Annotated in this window: 20 protein-coding genes; 8 read left to right on the top strand and 12 right to left on the bottom strand. The window is 66.7% G+C overall.

Features of this window, described 5'->3' with window-relative positions; genetic code table 11:
• Nucleotides 1-34 precede the first annotated feature (34 nt).
• Nucleotides 35-1,651, bottom strand: a complete 1,617-nt coding sequence (locus LPN03_RS10815) for an MDR family MFS transporter (RefSeq protein WP_262454248.1) — start codon at nt 1,649-1,651, stop codon at nt 35-37.
• A 116-nt stretch (nt 1,652-1,767) separates the two neighbouring features.
• Complete coding sequence (locus LPN03_RS10810) at nt 1,768-2,394, bottom strand: TetR/AcrR family transcriptional regulator (protein ID WP_165182291.1); 627 nt, start codon at nt 2,392-2,394, stop codon at nt 1,768-1,770.
• Between the two features lie 100 nt (nt 2,395-2,494).
• On the opposite strand from LPN03_RS10810, the gene LPN03_RS10805 reads away from it, so the two are divergent.
• From LPN03_RS10805 to LPN03_RS10790, 4 genes are read left to right on the top strand one after another with little or no spacing between them, the layout of a single operon-like run.
• The gene (locus tag LPN03_RS10805; protein ID WP_262454247.1) at nt 2,495-3,292 is read left to right on the top strand and encodes a molybdenum cofactor guanylyltransferase; all 798 of its coding nucleotides are present in this window, start codon (nt 2,495-2,497) and stop codon (nt 3,290-3,292) included.
• A gap of 29 nt (nt 3,293-3,321) precedes the next feature.
• Complete coding sequence (locus LPN03_RS10800; RefSeq protein WP_240901989.1) at nt 3,322-3,648, top strand: DUF6457 domain-containing protein; 327 nt, start codon at nt 3,322-3,324, stop codon at nt 3,646-3,648.
• A 6-nt stretch (nt 3,649-3,654) separates the two neighbouring features.
• Nucleotides 3,655-4,872 carry a molybdopterin molybdotransferase MoeA gene (locus LPN03_RS10795; RefSeq protein ID WP_262454246.1) on the top strand — a complete coding sequence of 406 codons (1,218 nt, stop codon included), beginning with the start codon at nt 3,655-3,657 and terminating at the stop codon, nt 4,870-4,872.
• Nucleotides 4,863-5,747, top strand: coding sequence for an alpha/beta fold hydrolase (locus tag LPN03_RS10790; protein ID WP_262454244.1), 885 nt, complete (start codon nt 4,863-4,865; stop codon nt 5,745-5,747). The genes LPN03_RS10795 and LPN03_RS10790 overlap by 10 nt, the downstream gene beginning before the upstream one ends.
• 64 nt (nt 5,748-5,811) lie before the next feature.
• Here LPN03_RS10790 and LPN03_RS10785 read toward each other — a convergent pair whose 3' ends face one another.
• Nucleotides 5,812-7,254, bottom strand: coding sequence for an MFS transporter (locus tag LPN03_RS10785; protein WP_165182292.1), 1,443 nt, complete (start codon nt 7,252-7,254; stop codon nt 5,812-5,814).
• 77 nt (nt 7,255-7,331) lie between these two features.
• Between LPN03_RS10785 and LPN03_RS10780 the strand changes: the two genes are divergently transcribed.
• Nucleotides 7,332-8,003 (top strand): TetR/AcrR family transcriptional regulator, encoded by a 672-nt coding sequence (locus tag LPN03_RS10780; RefSeq protein ID WP_165182293.1) that lies wholly within the window; start codon nt 7,332-7,334, stop codon nt 8,001-8,003.
• Nucleotides 8,004-8,017: 14 nt separating this feature from the next.
• Here LPN03_RS10780 and LPN03_RS10775 read toward each other — a convergent pair whose 3' ends face one another.
• Nucleotides 8,018-8,449: an Lrp/AsnC family transcriptional regulator gene (locus tag LPN03_RS10775; RefSeq protein ID WP_165182294.1), complete on the bottom strand. Its 432-nt coding sequence runs from the start codon at nt 8,447-8,449 to the stop codon at nt 8,018-8,020.
• 128 nt (nt 8,450-8,577) lie between these two features.
• Here LPN03_RS10775 and LPN03_RS10770 point away from each other — a divergent pair, with 128 nt between their 5' ends.
• The gene (locus tag LPN03_RS10770) at nt 8,578-9,612 is read left to right on the top strand and encodes an ornithine cyclodeaminase (RefSeq protein ID WP_165182295.1); all 1,035 of its coding nucleotides are present in this window, start codon (nt 8,578-8,580) and stop codon (nt 9,610-9,612) included.
• Between the two features lie 67 nt (nt 9,613-9,679).
• On the opposite strand, the gene LPN03_RS10765 is transcribed toward LPN03_RS10770, so the two are convergent.
• Nucleotides 9,680-12,025, bottom strand: a complete 2,346-nt coding sequence (locus tag LPN03_RS10765) for an FdhF/YdeP family oxidoreductase (RefSeq protein ID WP_262454243.1) — start codon at nt 12,023-12,025, stop codon at nt 9,680-9,682.
• 142 nt (nt 12,026-12,167) lie between these two features.
• Here LPN03_RS10765 and fdhD point away from each other — a divergent pair, with 142 nt between their 5' ends.
• The gene (gene fdhD, locus LPN03_RS10760) at nt 12,168-13,004 is read left to right on the top strand and encodes a formate dehydrogenase accessory sulfurtransferase FdhD (protein ID WP_262454242.1); all 837 of its coding nucleotides are present in this window, start codon (nt 12,168-12,170) and stop codon (nt 13,002-13,004) included.
• A gap of 52 nt (nt 13,005-13,056) precedes the next feature.
• Here fdhD and LPN03_RS10755 read toward each other — a convergent pair whose 3' ends face one another.
• The 6 genes from LPN03_RS10755 to LPN03_RS10730 all read right to left on the bottom strand — a co-directional run bounded on the left by LPN03_RS10755 (nt 13,057) and on the right by LPN03_RS10730 (nt 18,403).
• Complete coding sequence (locus LPN03_RS10755; protein ID WP_165183543.1) at nt 13,057-13,425, bottom strand: hypothetical protein; 369 nt, start codon at nt 13,423-13,425, stop codon at nt 13,057-13,059.
• 46 nt (nt 13,426-13,471) lie between these two features.
• Nucleotides 13,472-14,923, bottom strand: coding sequence for a hypothetical protein (locus LPN03_RS10750; RefSeq protein WP_262454241.1), 1,452 nt, complete (start codon nt 14,921-14,923; stop codon nt 13,472-13,474).
• Nucleotides 14,920-15,795 (bottom strand): hypothetical protein, encoded by an 876-nt coding sequence (locus LPN03_RS10745; protein WP_262454240.1) that lies wholly within the window; start codon nt 15,793-15,795, stop codon nt 14,920-14,922. Before LPN03_RS10745 ends, LPN03_RS10750 begins: the two co-directional genes overlap by 4 nt.
• 253 nt (nt 15,796-16,048) lie before the next feature.
• Nucleotides 16,049-16,897 (bottom strand): amino acid ABC transporter ATP-binding protein, encoded by an 849-nt coding sequence (locus LPN03_RS10740; protein ID WP_165183540.1) that lies wholly within the window; start codon nt 16,895-16,897, stop codon nt 16,049-16,051.
• Complete coding sequence (locus LPN03_RS10735; protein ID WP_262454239.1) at nt 16,884-17,537, bottom strand: amino acid ABC transporter permease; 654 nt, start codon at nt 17,535-17,537, stop codon at nt 16,884-16,886. The genes LPN03_RS10740 and LPN03_RS10735 overlap by 14 nt, the downstream gene beginning before the upstream one ends.
• 35 nt (nt 17,538-17,572) lie before the next feature.
• Nucleotides 17,573-18,403 (bottom strand): amino acid ABC transporter substrate-binding protein, encoded by an 831-nt coding sequence (locus LPN03_RS10730; protein ID WP_165183538.1) that lies wholly within the window; start codon nt 18,401-18,403, stop codon nt 17,573-17,575.
• A gap of 309 nt (nt 18,404-18,712) precedes the next feature.
• Here LPN03_RS10730 and LPN03_RS10725 point away from each other — a divergent pair, with 309 nt between their 5' ends.
• Nucleotides 18,713-20,614: an ABC transporter ATP-binding protein gene (locus tag LPN03_RS10725; RefSeq protein ID WP_165183537.1), complete on the top strand. Its 1,902-nt coding sequence runs from the start codon at nt 18,713-18,715 to the stop codon at nt 20,612-20,614.
• A 55-nt stretch (nt 20,615-20,669) separates the two neighbouring features.
• Here the strand turns inward: LPN03_RS10725 and LPN03_RS10720 are convergent.
• Nucleotides 20,670-21,045: NUDIX hydrolase (locus tag LPN03_RS10720; protein ID WP_262454238.1), on the bottom strand; the 376-nt coding region annotated here is incomplete at its 5' end.

The raw sequence follows: 21,045 nt of genomic DNA, 5'->3' as shown, positions 1-21,045 counted from the left end.
CGTCACCATGACGGGGCCCTTTGACGTGTCGAGGCTAACCGTCCACCGTTGCGGAGCCGGCCTCCGCAACGCCGACCACCGCAACGCCGACCACCGCAACGCCGGCGTCTTCCGGTGAGGGCTGCCGGTCAATGCTGGTTGCCAGCGGAATCTCCTTCACGAACATCAACAGCACCGCAGCAACCAGCAGCAGCGGCACCATGTAGGCGAAGATCGGCGTCAGGGCGTCGTTGTAGCCGCCAATGATGATGCTGCGCACCTGCTCGGGCAGTTGCCGGACAATCTGCGGCGTCAGGGAATTGATGCCGCCACCCTGCTGGCCGCCGCCGGCGGACATCCGCTCGGTGAGGATTTGCGCCAGCCGGTGGGCAAACAAGCTGCCGACGACGGCGGAACCCAGCGAGGCTCCCACCTGGCGGAAGTAGTTGTTGGACGCCGTGGCCATGCCCACCTGTGAATTGGGGAACTGGTTTTGGACTATCAACACCAGGATCTGCATGCTGGTCCCCAGCCCGATGCCCATGACTGCCAGGTAGACGCAGATGAGCCAAACCGGCATGGCGGTGGTCATCGTGGAAAGCAGCACCAGGGCACCCGCCACAATCAACATGCCGGCCACGGGCAGCCACTTGTACCTGCCGGTCTTGCTGACAAACTGCCCGGAGACGATGGAAGTGACCAGCAGCCCGGCCATCATGGGGATCATCAAAAAGCCCGCTTGCGTGGCGTTGGCACCCGTGACCATCTGCAAATAGGTGGGCAGGTAGGCCAGCGTGCCGAACATGGCGATCCCGGTGATGAGGCCTGCCGCCGTGGTCAGGTTGAAGTTGCGGTCCTTGAAAAGGTGCAAGGACATGATGGGGTGCACTGCCCGGTGTTCGATCCACACGAATGCCGCCCCCGCGGCCAACGTGCCAATGGCCATGCCGATGATCTGTGGCGAGCCCCAGTCGTACTTGGTGCCGCCCCAGGTGCTCACCAGCACCAGCAGCGTGGAGGTGATGCCCAGCACGGCCATGCCGGCAACGTCCACGCGGGCATTTCCGTGGGGGTGCTTGGGCAGGCGCAGGAAGAACACCGCGGAAATGATGGCCATGATGCCCAGCGGAATGTTCATCCACAGGCCCCAGCGCCAGCCGATTCCGTCGGTGAACCAGCCGCCCAGCAGCGGCCCGGCCACGGATGACAGTGCAAACACGCCGCCCATGATGCCCATGTAGCGCCCGCGCTCACGGGCCGGCACCACGTCGGCAATGATGGCCTGCGAGAGCAGCATCAAGCCGCCGCCGCCCAGCCCCTGGACGCCGCGGCCAATGATGAGCCACGTCATGTCCTGCGCAAAACCGCCCACGATCGAGCCGAGGATGAAGATGGAAATCGCGGAGATGAACAGGCCTTTGCGCCCCATCAAATCGCCCAGCTTGCCATAAATGGGCAGCATGATGGTGGAAGCGAGAATGTAGATGGTGATGACCCACAGCATCTCGCTGACGCCGTTGAGCTCGCCAACAATGGTCGGCAGGGCGGTGCTGAAAATGGTCTGGTCCAGCGATGCCAGCAACATGGTCAGCATCAGGCCGGCAAAAACCAGCAGGATGCTGCGGCGGTCGCCCGTTGTGGGAGGATGGGCAATTTTGGTGGTCGACGTCATGAAAGGTTCCTTGCACGCGAACGGGTAAAAGTGGAAGGGCGGCGGATTGCCGGCCAAGTACGACGGCGCGCTGCCGCGGCTTGCGCTGCGCAGCAACTGGCCGTTGCGGCGCCGGATTAGGGCCAGTGCTCACTGCTGGTGATGCGCTGGATCAGGCTGGAGGCCGAGCGGACCAATTCCTCACGGGTGTCGGTGAAATTGCCGGCCACCCACTTCTGCATGGCGAAGCGCATGGCGCCCGAGACCAGGGAGACCACCATGCGGGCTTCGTCCTCAAGGTCGGGGGTTTGTTCTTCGGTGCGTCCCTGGAAATGGAAGCGGTCCATGACGTAGCGCACGAACGTTTCCTCGACCTCGCCAATGCGTGCCTTTTCCCGTTTGAGCAGTTCCGGGCTTTGGTGGATCAACTGGTGCCGGGCCTGGAACAGGGCAAGGTCCGGCTCGGTGCTGACTATGGTCTGGGCCAGCATGCTGAAAAGGTCCCCAAACACGCTGCTGCCCTTGCCCTCAACAAAGCCCTGGATGAGTTCCGGCGTGGGCATGGCCTTTTCGGCGCCGACATAGACGCCCTCCTTCGAACCAAAATAGTTGAAGAAGGTGCGCTGGGAGACCATGCTGGCCGCGCAGATCATGTCCACGGTGACATTTTCGTAGCCCTGCTGCAGGGCCAGCTCGACGGCGGCCCTGCGGATCGCCTGGCTCGTGGCGGCGCGTTTTCTGCTGCGCAGGGTTTCCATGGACATGGGACCAGTATAAATGCAGTTCCTGTAAATATGCGGTGAGTGCACATTTATGGCCGGGTGGCACGGAGCCGAACGTTCCGGACGGGCTAGCATGAACTTCATGGACACTGGATGCCGCGACGGGGACTTCGGCAGTGAACGCAAGCACGCACCCATGCAGGCTGTGATCCTCGCCGGGGGACTGTCCCGGCGTCTGGGCGGGGTGCCGAAGGCCGGGCTCACAGTTGGGGGCATTACCCTGCTGGCCCGGACCGTGGAGGCTGCCCTCGCCCTCATTGACAGCGAGGGGCCGGGCAGGGACGCCCGGCCGGAGTGCGAGGGGCCGGAGTGCGAGGACTCGGGCCGGGCCACAGCCCCCGCCGTCGCCGTCGTCGGGCCGGCGGAACTGCTGGCACCCTGGCTGGGCCCGTTGGCGGGCCGGGTGGTTTTTGCGCGGGAGAATCCGCCCTATTCCGGGCCCGCAGCGGGGCTGGCGGCCGGGCTCGCGGAACTGGCCGGAGCCCTCCCTGGGGCATCCGGGGCCCGGCCGCGGGCACCGGCAGGTGCAGACGGCGGCCATGTGCTGGTCCTGGCGTGCGACATGCCCCAGGCAAGCGAACTGGTGCGCTTTTTGGCGGCAGGGCTGGAGGGCGACGATCCCGGCACCGGCGTCATGGCCGTGGACGGCGGCCGGCGGCAGCCCCTCGCGGCAATATACCCGCTGGGCCCCCTGCGCGCGGCTGTGGATGCGGCGCGGGCGTCACACCGCCTCAGCAACGCGTCAGTGTTCTCGCTGCTTGCTAGTGTGAACACCAAGGAATGCGCAGTGCCCCCGGGGTTGACGGCGGACATTGACACGTGGGAAGACGCCCGGATGCATGGAATCGCCGCCAAGGATCAAGATCCGGCGCCGCGGTGACAGGCGGCCGGGCCAGGAGAGGTGGAACCATGGAAAACCATGACGACGTGCTGGAGGCCTGGCTCGCCAAGCTGCTTGCCGCCTTTGAGCTCGCAGATGTAAAGGTCGACACCCACGCAGTGCTCAACCTCGCCGGCGTGGCAGCCCACGCCGTGGTTCGGCCCGCCGCGCCGCTGACCACTTTTGTGGCCGGGCTGGCCGCGGGGCTTGCCGCCGGCTCCGGCCAGGCCACCGACCAGGCCGCCATGGCGGCGGCCCTCGGCCTGGCCAAACAGCTGGCCGCAGCCGAAGCCCCCGCCCCGGAATCACCGGCGGCCGGCGCGGCGGACGCAGCCCCGCAGCGCGCAGCGGAGTAGCCGGCCGTGGAGCCCCCCATCGAGGAACCGGCCACCGCGCCGCGCCCGCTGCCCCACACGTGGGAGGAGGCGCGGGCGCTGGCCTATGGCGTGGCACAACCGCTCCCGGCCCACGACGTGCCGCTGGCTCAGGCCGCCGGGCGGAAACTGGCCGCGGACGTACATTCGCTCCACGCCATGCCGCACTACGCGTCGTCCGCCATGGACGGCTGGGCAGTTGCCGGCAGCCCGCCCTGGATCCTGGCCGAGCCCGGGCGCCGCCTGTCCCCGGGACAGGCCGTGCCCGTGGTGACCGGCGGACTGATTCCGGCCGGTGCCAAGGCCGTCCTACGCAGCGAGTCGGGGACGCTTTCCACGGACGACGACGGCCTGCCGGTCCTGGTGCGCAACGGCGCGGCCCGGCCCGGCGAGCCAAAAAACGGCCAGCACATCCGCCCGGCGGGCCAGGAGGCAGCGGCCGGCGAGCTCCTGGTCAAGGCCGGGGTGCGGCTGAATCCGGCCCATCTTGCCCTTGCCGCGCTGGGCGGGCTGGACTTCCTGTCCGTCCTGGGCCGTCCCGCCGTCTCCCTGGTCCTGACCGGCGACGAGGTGGTCTCCAGCGGAATTCCGGACCCCGGCCACGTCCGCGACGCCTTCTCGCCCCAGCTGGGAGGCGTGGTGGAAGCGTTGGGGGGCTCCGTCGTCGGGCTTCAGCGTGCAGGCGACAGCCTGCCTTCCATGCTGGACGCCCTGGCGGACTTCGACGACGACCCGGCCGATGTTGTCATCACCACCGGTGCCACGGGCCATTCGCGCGTGGACTTCCTGCGGCCCGCGCTGCGACAGATGGGCGCCACCCTCCATATTGACGGCATCGCCATGCGCCCGGGCCACCCCACCCTGCTGGCGGAACTGCCCGATGGCCGCTTTGTGGTGGGGCTGCCGGGGAACCCCCTCGCGGCCATGACCAGCCTCATTTCGATCGGCGCGCCCCTGCTCGCCAGGCTTGCCAGCCTGCCCATGCCGGCCACGGTGGAGGTGGTGTGCGGATCGCCCGTCAAGGAATACCACGGGCCCACGCGCCTCATGCCGTACCGGCTGCTTTACGGCCTCGCCTCGCCATGCGCCTTCACGGACTCCGCCATGATGCGCGGGCTTGCGGCAGCCGACGGCATCATGGTGGTGCCGCCGCACGGGGCGAAGATGGGGGAGACCCTCACGGCATTCGGCCTCCCGTGGGCGTGATTTCCGGGGCCCCTGCCGCCTTGTCGGTCAGGTGCGCCGACGGGCGGGAGGTGCACGGGCACGTCTTTGCGGTGCCGGACGGGGTGGCCCGGCTGGGAACGGTGGTGGTGGCCTGCGCCACCGCAGTGAAGGCCAACTACTACCACCGGTATGCGGCCTTCCTGGCGGAACACGGCTTCACGGCCGTCACCTTTGACTATCGGGGCATCGGGGAATCCCGCGGCGGGCCCCTGCGCGGCCAGCAGGTCCGCTGGCATGAGTGGGGTTCGCTGGACATCGACGCCGTGGTGGGCTGGGCAATGGCGCAGGCGGAAGGGCTGCCGGTGAACCTGGTGGGCCACAGCTACGGCGGCTACGGCGTGGGCCTGGCAGCAAATGCCGCTGCCCTGTCCCGGATCCTGACTGTGGGGGCGCAACATGCCTACTGGCGCGACCTCCGCTTCAGGCACCAGCTGGGCCATTGGGCCCGCGCGGCGCTCATGCTGCCGCTCGTGGCAGCTTGTGGGTATTTTCCGGCCAAGCGGCTGGGCCTGATGGAGGACCTGCCCGCCGGTGTGGCCCTGGATTGGGCGCGCAGCCGCAAGGACTTTACCGCATCGGCCGCAGCTTCCCAGCGTGCCGCCCTCCGCGGGCACCAGTTTGCCGTCACGGCGCCCATCCTTGCCCTGGCGCCCACCGACGATTCCTACGCAACACTGCCAGCCATGCGGCGGGCCGTGGCGTATACGCCGAACAGCCCGTCCCGGATTGTCCGGCTGCACCCGTCGCAGTACGGCGAGGCGTCCCTGGGCCACTTCGCCCTGTTCCACAGCCGCTACCGGGACACCTTCTGGGAGCAGACCCTGGCCTGGCTGCGCGGGGGCGACTGGGCTTAGCGGGTGCCGCCGCTGCGGACACAGTGCGGCGGCCCGGTATTTTTCCGGCGTCAGGTGGGCGGCGTCAGGCGTGCGCTGGCAGCGGGACCGGTGCGCCGCCGTCGTGCGTGTCCCCGGGGATGGCGGCGGCCAGCTCGCGGGAGCGCTTGAGGGATGGCAGCCAGAAGGCGGACGCTGTGGCCACCACCAGGACGGCGGCACCCACATAGATCGCCGGAATGGCGGCATTCACGTAGCCCGTGGGGGTGAGCTGCCCGCCGGCCCCGGTGAACACGGCGGTCAGGACGGCGACCCCCAGGGCCACGCCCACCTCACGCAGGGTGGCATTTGCGCCGGAGGACTTGGCGTGGTCGTCCTGGTGCATGTTGGCGAGTACGGCGGTGGACATGGGGGCGAAGACCAGGCCCATGCCGATGCCCGCAGCGAGGAAGCCGGGCACCATCACCGGGTAGGCGACAGTGGAGCTCAGTGAGGCGGCGAGCCAGAACATGCCGGCCGTCAACAGGGCAAGGCCGGTGATCATCAGGGTGCGGGTGCCCAGCCGGGGGGCCAGGAGGCCGGCCAGCGGGGCCACAAACATGGGCGCCAGGGTCCACGGCATGGTGAGCACGCCGGCCTCGAGCGGGCTGTAGCCCTGGACCACCTGCAGGAACTGGATCAGGATGAACACGGATCCGAAGATGCCAAAGCTGAAGGTGAAGCCCACGATGTTGGCCACCGTGAAGCTGCGGTCGCGGAACAGCCGCAGGGGAAGCAGGGGTGCCTCGGCGCGCCATTCGCGGACGACGAAAGCGAGCAACAGGGCGCCGCCGCCAATCAGGGGAAGCAGCACCTCGGTGCTGGTCCAGCCGGCGGTGTTGCCCCGGACTATCCCGAACACCAGCCCCAGCAGGCCCAGGCCGGACAGCACCAGGCCGGCGACGTCGGCCTTCAGCCGTGCGCCGAAGCTGTTGGGCAGGCCCAGGAGCACCAAAGGGACGGCAACGAAGCCGAAGGGGACGTTCAGCCAGAAGATGGCCTGCCAGTTCCAGCCCTCCACCACGGCGCCGCCGATCAGCGGGCCGAGGGCGACCCCCAGCCCCGAGACGCCGCCCCAGATGCCAATGGCCAGCGGGCGCCGTTCCCGGCTGACTGATCCGGCCAGCAGCGTCAGCGACAGGGGCATGATGGCGGCCGCGCCCAGTCCCTGCACGGCCCGGGCGGCGATGAGCGCCGTGGGGTCGGGACTCAGGGCGGCAGCTGCGGATGCCAGCGTGAAAATGGAGAGCCCGGCGAGAAAGACCCGGCGCCGGCCCAGCCTGTCGCCGAGGCCCACGGCCAGCAGCATGAAGGTGGCAAAGCTGAGTGCGTAGGCGTTGACCACCCATTGCAGCTCTTCGACGCCGGCGCCGAGCTTCTCGTGGATGACGGGCAGGGCGTTGGTGACCACCAGGTTGTCCAGGGTGGCCATGAATACAGGGAGCGAGGCGGCCGTGATGGCCAGCCAGGCCGGGATGGGGCGTTTCATGAGAACTTCTTCACAGTTGAGGTAATTGGATGATTACTTATCAGCAAATGTAGTTATCAACTGATAACATGTCAAGTATGGTGAAGAAAATTGTCCGGGAATCCGGGGCCCGGCCCGCGCGCATGCCGGCAGCTGAACGCCGTGAGCTCATCCTGCAGGCGGCCACGGCCGTGTTTGCCGAACGCGGGTACTCCGGTGCAACCACTGACCAGGTGGCCAAGGCGGCGCACATCAGCCAGCCCTACGTGGTGAGAATGTTTGGCACCAAGGAGAACCTGTTCCTGGAGGCGCTGGACCGGGCGCTGGGCAAGCTGATGGACAGCTTCCGTTCCGTCATTGCCGATTACGACGCCGGACGGCTCGCCGGGAAGGTGGCGTTGCTCGACCCGGACAAGGGTTCCAGCCGGGAGGTTCAGCTCAAGCAGCTCATGTCGCTGGCTTATGCCGACCTGGTCCAGGACCGCGGCATTCTCTTGATGATGATGCAGTCGTTCATTGCGGGGCACGAACCCGTCATTGGGGCGTGCGCCCGCGACGGCTTCGTGGGCATCTACCGCTTGGTGCGTGACGAGGCCGGGCTGGGTGAGGAAATGACACGTGACTTCCTGGCCCACGGGATGCTCATGAACACACTCATCAGCCTGCGCCTGACCGATCTCTACGAGACGAATTCCGCAGTTGCGGAGTTGCTTGAATGCACCATGGGCGCCAAGTTGCCGCTGCTATTTGCCTCCGGCAAGGCGGGCTGAGCGGAAGGCGTCCGCTAGCGCAGCACGGAGCTGAGCAGCAGGCTGCTTTCGCTGTTGACGATGCCTTCGATGGAGCGGATCCGGCCCAGCACCTGGTCAAACGCCGCCAAGTTGTCCATGGCGAGCTCGGCCACCAGGTCCCAGGCGCCGTTGGTGGTGTGCAGGGCCCTGATTTCAGGCAGGCCCTTGAGGGCGCGGATCACCTTGTCGGTGGCGCGGCCCTCGACTTCCAGCAGGGAGATGGCCCGGATCGAGCCGGCGTTGGTTTCGTCACGGACGCGGACGGAAAAGCCCACGATGGTGCCGGAATCCACCAGCCGCGCCAGCCTGCTGTTCACTGTTGCCCTGGAAACGTCCAGGCGGCGGGCAAGGGCGGCCACCGGCTCCCTGCCGTTCTCGCGCAGCGCGGACAGCAGCCGCCGGTCCAGGTCATCCAAGCTAGTCATGATCACATTGTATGGATTGCCTGTCAGATATGTGCAATATCTGCGCTGAATGTAGGTTGATTGCTCATTGAACATGCAAATCGACCAGACCTACAGTGGAAGCATCAATGACTTTTGGAAGGATCGCAATGACGCGTTTTGTGGATGTCGGGAACATGGTCCGGTGGGCGGCCGCCCAGGGAACCGAACACATACTGGCCGAAATGGTGGGCTATGTTGAGGATGATTTTCGCCGCTGGGAAGATTTCGACAAAAAGCCCCGCGTGGCCAGCCACACGCCTTTTGGTGTCATCGAACTGATGCCGGCCAGCGACCATGAAACGTACGGCTTCAAGTACGTCAACGGGCACCCGTCCAATCCCTCCCGCGGCTTCCAGACCGTGACGGCCTTCGGGGTTCTGGCCGACGTCAGCAACGGCTACCCCACGTTTGTTTCGGAAATGACCCTCCTGACGGCTTTCCGTACCGCCGCAACGTCCGCCATGGTGGCCAGGAAGCTGGCCCGTCCCGACTCGAAGCGGCTGGCACTCATCGGTGCCGGCAGCCAATCTGAATTCCAGTCCCTGGCGTTCCGCAGCGTGCTGGGCATCAATGAGGTTTCCGTGTGGGACACCGATCCTGCCGCCGTCGAAAAGTATGTGCGGAACATGGCCCCGCTTGGCTTTGACATCATCGTGGCAAGCTCTGCTGCCGACGCTGTCCGCGGTGCCGACATCATCACCACCTGCACGGCTGACAAGGCAAAAGCCGTCATCCTCACGGCGGACATGATTGAAGCCGGCGTGCACATCAACGCCATGGGCGGGGACTGCCCCGGCAAGACCGAGCTGGACCCGGCCATTCTGGCCCGGGGCGACGTCTTTGTCGAATTTGATCCACAGACCCGGATTGAAGGGGAAATTCAGCAAATGCCGGCCGATTTCCCGGCGACGGAATTCTGGCGCGTGCTTACCGGCCAGGCCGCCGGCCGCACGACGGCGGAACAAGTGACCATCTTCGATTCCGTGGGGTTCGCCATCGAGGACTTCTCAGCCCTTCGTTACGTTCGCGACGCCGTTGCCGGGACCGATTTCTTCGACGAGATCGACCTCGTGGCCAGTCCGGAGGATCCGAAGAACCTGTTTGGCCTCATCGGCGCCCGGGCTCCGCACCTGATCCGCTGACGGGCCTGCCGACGCCCACCCCTGCCCCGCCGTCGAGATTCGAGATAACCACCAATGAGGGCGGTGGTTATCTCGAATCTCGACGGGAGGCGGCGGGTTCCAGTCGGATCACCACGGATTTGGATGTTGGTGTGCCGCTCGTGTCGGCGGTGGAATCGAGCGGCACCAGCACATTGGTCTCGGGGTAGTAGGCTGCGGCACAGCCCACGGGGGTGGGGTAGGCGACAGCGCGGAACTCGGGTGCGCGGCGGTCCACGCCGTCCTTCCATTCTGAGACCAGGTCCACCATGTCGCCGTTGGCGATCTCCAGGGCGTCCAGGTCCGCCTGGTTGACGAAAACCACGCGGCGGCCGTTTTTGATGCCGCGGTAGCGGTCGTCCTTGCCGTAGATGGTGGTGTTGTATTGGTCGTGGGAGCGCAGGGTCTGCAGCAGCAGCCGGCCGGCGGGCACCAACGGATATTCCAGCATGTTGGCGGTGAAATGCGCCTTGCCGGATTCGGTGGTGAAGGTGCGGGAGTCGCGGGGTCCGTGGGGCAGGATGAATCCGCCGGGGCGCTCGATCTTCGCCTCGAAGTCCTCAAAACCCGGAACCACACGGGCAATGTGGGCGCGGATGCGGGAATAGTCCGCAGCCAGCCCCGCCCAGTCCGCCGCGGGCGCTCCCTGCCGGGTGCCGCCGTCGGGCGTGGAAAACATCAGGGCGGCGAGCCGGCACACAATGGCGACTTCGGAGAGCAGCGACGCCGACGCCGGGGCCAGGCGCCCGCGGGAGGCATGGACGGCGCCCATGGAGTCCTCGACGGTGACGCGCTGGTCGCCGCCGGCCTGCGTGTCGCGCTCGGTGCGGCCCAGGGTGGGCAGGATGAGCGCCTGGCGGCCGGTGTGCAGGTGGGACTTGTTGAGCTTGGTGGAGATCTGCACGGTCAGGGACAGCTTGCCCAGGGCGGCCTCGGTGACGAGCGAGTCCGGGGTGGCGCGCACAAAGTTCCCGCCCATCCCGAGGAATACGCGGGCCTTGCCGTCGCGCATGGCCGCGATGGCCGCGACGGTGTCGTAGCCGTTGGCGCGGGGCGAGGTGAAGGAAAACTCGGCGTCCAGGGCGTCGTGGAAATCGGCGGGCATGCGTTCAAAGATGCCCATGGTCCGGTCGCCCTGGACGTTGGAGTGGCCGCGGACCGGGCAGACGCCGGCGCCGGGCTTGCCGATGTTGCCCTGTAACAGCAGCACGTTGACCACGTCGCGCAGCGTGGCCACGGAGTGCTTGTGCTGGGTCAGGCCCATGGCCCAGCAGACAACGGTGGCGCGGGAGGCGAGCAGGCGGGCGCCCGTGGCCCGGATCTGTTCCTCGGTCAGCCCCGTGGCCGTGAGAATTTCCGCCCAGTCGGCGGCCTCGAGCTGCGTCAGGTAGTCGCCCAGCCCTGTGGTGTGTTCGTCGATGAACGCGGTGTCGAACACGCGGCCTCCGTGCGGTGAGCCGGGGCGGCGCTGCTCCTCGAGCAGGACCTTGCCGAGCCCCTGGAACAGCGCCTGGTCCCCGCCGAGCCGGATCTGCAGGAAGTCGTCGGCCAGCGCCGTGCCGCCGCCCACCAGCCCGCGCACCGTCTGAGGGTTCTCAAAGCGCATCAGCCCGGCCTCCGGCAGCGGGTTCACGGCCACGATCACGGCACCGTTCTTCTTCGCCCTCTCCAGCGCGGAGAGCATGCGGGGGTGGTTCGTGCCCGGGTTCTGGCCGGCGACGATGATCAGCTCGGCCTGGTGCATGTCCGCCAGCGACACCGAGCCCTTGCCGATGCCGATGGTCTCCGTTAGCGCCGAACCGGACGATTCGTGGCACATGTTGGAGCAGTCAGGCAGGTTGTTGGTCCCCAGCCCGCGGACCATGAGCTGGTACAGGAACGCGGCCTCGTTGGAGGTGCGCCCGGAGGTGTAAAAAATGGCCTCGTTGGGATCCGCCAGCGCCGTGAGTTCCTCGGCCAGCATGCCCAGGGCCTGCTCCCAGGAGACGGGCACATAGTGCTCGCTCCCCTCGGCCAGGAACATCGGCTCCGTCAGCCGGCCCTGCTGCCCCAGCCGGAAGTCGTCCCATTCCCGCAGTTCGCTGACGCTGTGTTCGGCAAAGAACGACGGCGGCACGCGCCTTTTCGTGGCTTCCTCGGCCACCGCCTTGGCCCCGTTTTCGCAAAACTCGGCCGCGTGGCGCGTCTCGCCCTCGGGCCAGGCGCAGCCGGGGCAGTCAAAGCCGTCCTTCTGGTTGATTCGCAGCAGGGTTTGGGCGGTGCGCAGCGGGCCCATCTGGTTCAGGGAGACCTCCATGGAGTGCAGGATGCCGGGGATGCCCACGGCCCTGTGCTTCACCGGGCCCACGGTGAGCTGCTGTTCGTCAATGTTTTCCTGTGGCAGCTTGCCCGCCATTTCTGCATCCCTCGTTGCCGGTGAAAAGTCGTTCCGGCCAGCCTATCCCTCCATGGCCGAATTCAGGCCTACCGGACGGCGCTGTGACTTTCCCGGGAACGATCTACCCTTGGAAGGAGGGGCACAGTCAATTGGAGGACCCATGGGACGCCTGATTCTTAGAGTAAAGGCAACAAAACTGGACATTGCAGGCCACCGGCGCGTGGTGCGCGAGGAGGCCCTCGCCGCAGAGGAACCTCTGGAGATTCGGCTGGGCCACGAACCGTTCACGGTGAGCATGCGCACGCCCGGGGACGACTTTGACCTGGTGGCGGGATTCCTGGTTTCCGAGGGGATCATTTATGAGCCCGATGAACTCATCTCCCTGCGGTTTTGTGCGGGCGAGGATGAGAACGGGCAGCAGACGTTCAACGTGGTGGAGGCCCAGTTGCGCCCGGACGTGGTCCTGCCATCATTGGCCGCGCAGCGCAATGTGACCACCACCAGTGCCTGCGGAATCTGCGGCACCGCCTCCATCGACGCAGTGCGGAAATCCTCGCATTACGCCATCACCGCCCCGGTGGACCAGCCGCTGGTCAAGGCGGAAGTGCTCGCATCGCTGCCGGACATCCTGCGTGAACAGCAGAAACTGTTTGAAAAGACAGGCGGTGTGCATGCCGCAGGACTGTTTGCCCCGGATGGCGAGCTGTTGATCCTGCGCGAGGACGTGGGCCGCCACAACGCCGTCGACAAGGTGGTGGGTGCGGCGTTCCGGGAGCGCCAGCTGCCCCTGGCAAACACCATCCTGCAGGTTTCCGGGAGGGCGTCCTTCGAGCTCGTCCAAAAGGCCGCGATGGCGGGGGTGCCGCTGCTCGCGGCCGTGAGTGCGCCGTCGTCCCTGTCCGTGGAGCTGGCCCGGGAGTCCGGGGTGACGCTGGTGGGCTTTAGCCGCGGTGACACCTTGAACGTATACACGCATGGCGGGCGGATCGGCGACTGAAGCTAGCCCGCGGAGCCGGCCCATTCGATGAATTCAGGGACGGTGCGCTGAATCAATTGTTTGAACCGGCGTACTGGCGGATTTGGTCCACGCTGGGGGAGACGCTCATGCCGTACACTTCGGGTCCGATGCCGTCGTTCTCGGCACCGGAAGGGAAAACATAGAAGGCGACCGAAACCGAGCCGTCGACCGAAGCGGATGACTTCGCAAAGGCGCGCAGCGCTCCGTCCAGGATGGTTTTGAGATCGGCGCCGGAGTCTGCCGTGACCCGCACCCCCATGGTGGTGGTCATGCCTGCAGTGTTCTTGTATGTCGTTGTCGTCGCGACAACGCCGGGCACCTGGTTGATTGCGGCGTCGACGTCCTTCACCACTCCGGAGCTTCCACTGCAGGCGGCGAGGATTGCGGCGATGAGTCCCATGAGTAAAACGATACTAAATCTGCGTGTCATGATGGCCCGTCCCCTATCATTTCCGGCCCACGGGCACGTCTACAGCGGTGACCTTCGAAGGGTCGGCACTGAGAAACGGCCTCATGGACGGACTTTGTTCGTAGGCACCGACAGACGGGTACTTGGACGTATTGGCCAGGTCTGACTGGTAGCTGCCGTTGGCGTGGTTGCTCCCAATGTCCCGGACATCCTGAATCAGGTTTCCAACGGGCGACGGCGCATAGTGGAGGATGTTCCCCAGGGTGTCCCGCGGCGGATCGTCCATGGTGACCAGCGTGACGTTGGGCTGCGGTCCCGGCATGCCGAGGTCTGCGCCCATGCCGCCCAGGTCAAGTTTCGGCACAATGTCGCCGTGGTGCTGGGCGCCGAGCACCTGGATGCCTGGTGCAATGGCGTCATTGTCGATGGGCGAGCCGGCCGTCAGGATATTCGTGACATTGAACTGTGAGGTGAAGGCGGGATCGGAGGCCAGCTGGCCGGCTATCACGCCTCCCTGGCTGTGCCCCACCATCATGACAGGTGCCCCGGGCGGGATCCCCGCCTTGTGCATGGCAAGGGCCACGTCCTGGCAGGCCGTAGTGGACTGGCCCGCCACGAGCATCAGGTTGCCGGTAAGGTCCCGGGCATTGCTGTTGCCATTGATGCCCCAGTTTTCCGTGCCGGGGATGTTGACGATGTAGGCGGATGAACCGTCGTCCTGTTTGATCTTGACAATACGGATGTCCCCGTCAGGGCTCACAGCTGTGCCATTCATGGCGTAGGCGTCGTCCACGCCCCCCAAGATTTCACTGAGGGAGCTGGGCAGGCGCACCCGCCGCTCGGAATTGTTGCCAACCGGCACGGGTTCGCCCACCTTGGGTGACCCGTCGTCGAACAGGTTCAGGTTGATGGTGCCGCCGCTCAGGCCGAGCACGCCCGCACTCAGGCCGGTGCCCGCCGCCAGGGCCAGCTGGGAAACCAGCCCGGCCATTGACGGCGGTTTTCCGGCAAGGGCGTCGGCACCCATCACGCCCAGGTGGTTCAGCTGGTCCAGGAAGTTCAGTCCCGACTTGGCGAAAGCTGCGCCCGGGCCCCGCTCGATGAGCCAGCCGACGCCGTTCTCAACCTCAGTGACAATGTGGCCGGCCCCTGTGGTGAGGTCGTCCCATAGGCCGTGGGCGCCGTCGAACAATTTGTCCAGCAGGCCCCCGCCCCCTTCCTCGGCGGCGCTGGCGCGTTCCTGCTCGGCAACATTGCGCAGCACCACGGAGGCGAGATCGCCCAGGGCCGAGGCGGTTTGCAGCATTTGGGCGCGCTGGCCGGGCCACTGCGCGCGGAAGCGCTGGCTGTCCGGCCCCTGCCAGCCCGTCCGGGCCACCGACTGGTTCAGCTGCGAACTGCTCTGTTCCAACCGGTGCGCGGAATCCTTGAGCAGCTTCACCAGGTCAAGGCAGTCCTTGGGGTCCAGGCCCAGCATCGTTTCGCTCATCGTGCCGCCTCCGCCCGGGCTGCACTGAGGACATCGTGCCCGCCCACCACGGCGAAAATCAGCTCGTGCGCAATGTGTCCCGCCGGAACTTCCGTAATCAAGGCTTCCGTGGACGTCGAATCCGGGGTGCCAGCCGTCCGTGTGCGGACGGAATACAAATGGCCGTCCTTGGCGCTCCACATGCCCGCCCAAACGTGCGCCGGTCCGCCCTCGGGAGCGGCTGTGACGCTCAGCGTGACGTTGGCGTCCTCGCTGCGCACCAGGCCGTCTGCCGGTTCCGGCAGGGCGTTCAAGTCCGTGTCGGCGCCCAGCACGGCTGCCGGCGTCGAACCCAACGGGGCAGCCTTCGCGGGAGCGCGAACCGCATCGAGCGGCGGGAGCAGCCGCCGGAGGGCCGGCCACAGCTTGTCCTCGTCAAACAGCGTCACCTCCACCAGGTCCTCGCTGCCGGTCACCACGGTGCCGGCTCCCGTGGCTTCGGAAAGCTGGCGCTGGTGGACGGCAATGCCGCGGCCGCTCCTCAGCCCGATGGCGCTGGTGGTGCTGGTGCCCTGGTACGTTGCCCGGGCAGCCACGGTCAGGGGTGCGGCGAAGAGAAGTGCGACGGCGGCCAGCCACTCCCGCTGCACCTCGCCGGCCGCCGGGGAAAGTCCCAGCCCGGCGAGCTCGGCCCACGCCGCGGCGGCGGCTTCTTCGGTGAGCGGCACGGCTGCTTGTCCGTTGGACTGCCCTGCTTCCTGCCCCTTGGGCTGGTCCGTGGGCTGCGGCAGTTTCAGTGCCGTTTGCGCGCTTTCCGCCAGCAGCTGCCAGGCGGCGAGGCTGAGCTCGAGCCGGCGCAGTATTACTGGGCGCGGCGTGGCTGGATCGGTCATTTATTTCCCCCGGTGCAAGGTGTGATTGCCGTGGAAGCCGGCAATGCCATCAACTGAGTACCAAGCTACGCGACGGCGCGCCGGTCCGCGATGGGGTGCACTGCCCATCTGCCGGTGATTGAGCGTCGAAATCTTTGGTCTCGACGCGCCTGGTCTCGACGCGCTCGCAGGGCTCGCTGCTCGACCACCGGGTGTGGGGTCCAGGGTCTCGATGCTCGCAGAGCTCGCTGCTCGACCACCGGGACTGCCGGAACTAAATTTCGTGCAGCAGCCTGCGCACGAACGCCTGGGTGCGCTCCTCCTGCGGGTTGCGCAGCACCTGGCTGGCCGGGCCGCGCTCCACCACCACGCCGCCGGCCATGAACACCACCTCATCCGCGGTCTGCCGGGCGAAGGCGAGCTCGTGCGTGACAATCACCATGGTCCAGCCTTCCTCGGCGAGTTCCTTGATGACCTCCAGCACGTCATCCACCAGCTCAGGGTCCAGCGCGGACGTGGGCTCGTCGAAAAGCAGCAGCTGCGGCTTGAGCGCCAGGGCACGCACAATGCCCACGCGCTGTTGCTGCCCGCCGGACAGTTCAAAGGGGTGGGCGTCCTTCTTCTCCAGCAGCCCCACCCGGTCCAGCAGCTTTTCGGCCTCCGCCACCACCTCGGCACGGGGCCGCTTTTGCACGCGCACCGGCCCTTCAATGACGTTTTGCAGCACCGTCAGGTGCGGGAAAAGGTTGTAGTGCTGGAACACCATGGCGCTGCGGTCGCGCAGCGCAGCAACCTCCCTGGGGGTCACCTTCGCCCCAAAGTCCAGCGTCAGCGCCGGCAGGACAGGCTCGACGCCGGTGCCCCCTTCGCTGCCCGGCCCGCCGGCCGCGCCTGCCGCACCATCCGCAGAGGTGCCGCGGGCACCCACGGTGACCGAACCGGCGTCGGGCGTCTCCAGGCCGTTGAGGGAGCGCAGGATGGTGGTCTTGCCGGAACCGGAGGGGCCGATGAGCGCCACCACCTTGCCGCGGGGGACGTCCAGGTCGATTCCGCGCAGCACCGTGTTGGCGCCAAAGGACTTGCTCAGGCCCCGGACCTGCAGGACGGGTTCAGTGGGCGACATAGCGGTCCAACCTCTTTTCCAGCTGGGTCTGAGCCGTGGACAGCACCAGGCAGATGACCCAGTAAATGAGTGCAGCCTCAAGGTAGAGCAGCATGAATTCCTGGCTGAACGCCGCCACCTGCTGGGCCACCCGGAACATCTCGGTGACCAGGATCAGGGATGCCAGCGAAGTGTCCTTGACCAGCGAAATGAAGGTGTTGGACAGCGGCGGGACGGACACGCGGGCGGCCTGCGGCAAGATGATGCGCAGCAGGGTCTGTCCGCGGGACATGCCGATCATGTGCCCGGCCTCCCACTGCCCCTGGGGGACGGAGAGGATCGCGGCGCGGATCACCTCCGCCGCATAGCCGCCCACATTGATCGAGAACGCGATGATGGCGCTGGGCCAGGGGTCCAGTTTCACGCCCACTGCCGGCAGCCCGTAGAAAATCACGAACAGCTGCACCAGCAGGGGCGTGCCGCGGATCACCGAGACGTAGAACCGGCCCGCCCCGTTGGCGATCCGGCTGCGGCTGATCCGCAGCATGGCCACCAGGAGGGCCAGCACCAGCCCGATGGCAAAGGATGCCAACGCCAGCGGGATGGTGCCCTTGACGGCGCCCAGGAGCATTGGCCCGAGCGAACTCCAAAATAAATCCATGGCTGAACCTTAGCGCCCGGGTGCTTTTCCGGGGCCTATTTGGAGACGTCCTGGCCGAAGTACTTTTCGCTCAGCTTGGTCAGCGTGCCGTCCGCTGCGAGTTCCTTCAGGGCCGTGTTCACTGCCGCGTCCAGGGCCTTGGAGCCCTTGTGGAAGGCGAAGACGGAGTCCGAGGAATCCTTCGTGGTGGCCGCAATTTTCAGGCCGGAGTTCGGGTTCGTGACCTGGTAGTCGAGGAAGGTGAGCTTGTCATTGACGATCGCGTCGACGCGGCCGTCCTTGAGCAGCGACACGGACTGGGCCCAGCCTTCCACCGCCTGCACCGTGGCGCCGCTGTCCTTGGCGAGCGTGTACCAGTTGCTGGTCAGGGACTGCGCGGTGGACTTGCCCTTGAGGTCGGCGAAGGAGTTGATGGAGGTGTTGTCCGCCTTCGTGACAATGACGCCCTGGGACACGGTGTACGGCGTGGAGAGCTCGTACTTGGCCTGGCGTTCCGGGGTGGAGGTGACCTGGTTGGAGATGGCGTCAAAGCGCCTGGCTTCCAGGCCCGCGAAGATGGAGTCCCACTGGGTTTCCTCAAACTTCGCCTTCACGCCCAGCTTGGCGGCAACCGCCGTGGCCACCTCGACGTCGTAGCCCGTCAGGTCACCCGCGCCGCCCTGGTGGTAGCTGAACGGCTTGTAGGTCCCCTCCGTGGCAAACACGATCTGGCCTGCTGCCTTGACGCTGCTCAGGGACGTGTCGCCGCCGGAGGCGTTGGAGGACGAACCGCCAGTGCCGGCACCCGCGCCCGTGCCGCCGCACGCGGCAAGGGCGATCGATGCCGCTGCAAGCATGCCAACAAGTCCGAAAGTACGACGATTCATGGGGGGTCCCTAACTGTGAAAAAGTGCGAAGGCGCTGCGAAGTTCCGCACGCCGCCCGTCCTGTGACGCTACCACTGTGGAACGGCAAAGCAAGAGGTAATATTTCCGCAGGTTACGTCCCTTGGCGGAGCGTGATTTGACTCACGGGTTCCAGCTGCGCTAGGCACACCACCCCGGGGCGACGGTGCCCGCCCGGGCCGCGGCAGCCCGGCGTCGTGCCTGCAGCGGAATGGGCTGCCCGGAATTCCCCGGAGGCCGCGGGGCGATTAGGCTGGTAGCTTGCCCGCCAAGTATTAAGGAAGCACGCGAATGAGTATGGAAGGCGCCGCCTGGAGCTCGCTGTGGAGCACCATGCGCTCGGACAAGAGCAACAGCGGCATTTCGAAGGACACCTTCCGCCGGACGGTCAGCTTTGCCAAGCCGTACGGCCGCAAGCTGCTGGTGTTCGTGGTGCTGTCGGTGGTCTCGGCAGCGCTCGCCGTGGCCACGCCGGTGCTGGCCGGGAAGGTGGTTGACGCGATCGTGGCGAAGACCGCCGTGGACGTGGTGGTCAACCTGGCGCTGCTCATTGCGCTGGTGGCCGTGCTGGATGCGGGGCTGTCGCTGGTGATCCGCTGGATTTCCGCGAATCTGGGCGAGGGCGTCATCCTGGACCTGCGCACCGCCGTGTTTGATCACGTGCAGCGCATGCCCATTGCGTTCTTCACCCGAACCCGCACGGGCGCGCTGGTCAGCCGGCTGAACAATGACGTCATTGGTGCGCAGCAGGCATTTTCCGGCACGCTTTCAGGCATCGTCTCCAACTCCGTGCAGCTGGTGCTGACCCTGATTGTCATGCTGAACACGTCCTGGATCGTGACGCTGCTGGCCCTGGTCCTGTTGCCGATCTTCCTCATGCCCGCCCGCCGCTTTGGCCGCCGGCTGGCCGGGCTGCGCCGCGAAGCAGCGGACCTGAACGCGGACATGAGCACCCAGATGACGGAGCGCTTCTCCGCCCCGGGCGCCACCCTGGTCAAGCTCTTTGGCCGGCCCGCGGAGGAGTCGCGCGAATTCGCCTCCCGGGCCAGCCGGGTCCGCGACATCGGCGTGCGGACGGCCATCATGCAGTTCGTGTTCTTCACCGCGCTTATGCTGGTGTCCTCCCTGGCCCTGGCGCTGGTGTACGGCCTGGGCGGCACCCTGGCCATCGGCGGATCGCTGAAGCCGGGCGACGTCGTCGTGCTGGCACTGCTTTTGACCCGCCTTTATGCCCCGCTCACCGCCCTGGCCAACGCCCGCGTGGACATCATGAGCGCGCTGGTCTCCTTTGACCGCGTGTTTGAGATCCTCGATTTGAAGCCGTTGATTGCGGAGAAGCCCTCCGCGGTTTCGGTGCCGGCCGGGCCGCTGGCCATTGAATTTTCCGACGTGAAGTTCGCCTACCCCTCCGCCGACAAGGTTTCCCTGGCATCCCTGGAGGACGTGGCCGTGCTGGACACCCGCGGCGGCGAGCAGGTGCTCCACGGCATCTCCTTCCGCGCCGAACCCGGGCAGACTGTGGCGCTGGTCGGTTCCTCCGGTGCGGGGAAGTCCACCATTGCGCAGCTGCTTTCACGCCTGTACGACGTCGACTCCGGGTCGGTTTCCATTGGCGGCGTGGACGTGCGGGACCTGACCTTTGACGGGCTGCGCGCGGGCGTGGGCATGGTGACCCAGGACGGGCATCTGTTCCACGAATCCATCCGTTCGAACCTGCGCCTGGCCAAGCCGACGGCCACGGATGCCGAGCTGTGGGACGTGCTGAAGCGGGCGCGGCTTTCGGCATTTGCGGAAGCGCTGCCGGACGGCCTGGACACCGTGGTGGGGGAGCGCGGCTACCGGCTTTCAGGCGGTGAACGCCAGCGCCTGACCATTGCCCGGCTGCTGCTGGTCCAGCCTGCCGTGGTGATTTTGGATGAGGCGACGGCGGCCCTGGACTCCACGAACGAGGCCGCCGTGCAGGCTGCCCTGGGCGAGGCCTTGGAGGGCCGCACCGCGCTGGTTATTGCCCACCGGCTTTCCACCATCCGCTCCGCCGACGCCATCCTGGTGGTTGAGGCCGGGCAGATCGTGGAGCGGGGCACCCACGACGAGCTCATGGCCCGCGGGGGGCGTTACGCCGAGCTGCACGACACCCAGTTTGCCCAGGCAGTGGCGGCTGTTTCCGACGCGGCGGTGCCCGGAGAGGCCTGACGGGCTGGTTTCCGGTGGTCGAGCAGCGAGCTCTGCGAGCGCGTCGAGACCCGGGTCAGCGGCCCAGCCGGGGAAGGACGTACTCGGTGAGAAGCGGTGCGAGGTCGTCAAAGTTGCTGGCATCAGCCACGTCCATCCACCGCAGCTCCGCGATTTCGGCAGCTGCTTCGATGCCGCTGGCGTCCCATGTCCCCGGCGCAGTGAAGACCGTGGCCTCAATGTCGGTATTGGATTCGTTGGCGGCGGTCCCTGTCCAAACGCCCATGAGTTCAAGGCTGGTGGCGTCTACACGGACACCGATTTCTTCGGCTAATTCACGCGAGCCGGCCTGCGCGGCGCTTTCGCCTGCCTCGGGCTTGCCGCCTGGGTGCATGAACTTGCTGGTGCCATGTTTGCGGACTGTCAGCAGGCGCCCGTTCAAATCGTAGAGG

It is taken from the genome of Arthrobacter sp. A2-55 (assembly GCF_025548615.1).
GTDB lineage: Bacteria > Actinomycetota > Actinomycetes > Actinomycetales > Micrococcaceae > Specibacter > Specibacter silviterrae.
This window is presented reverse-complemented; position numbering and strand designations above follow the sequence as displayed.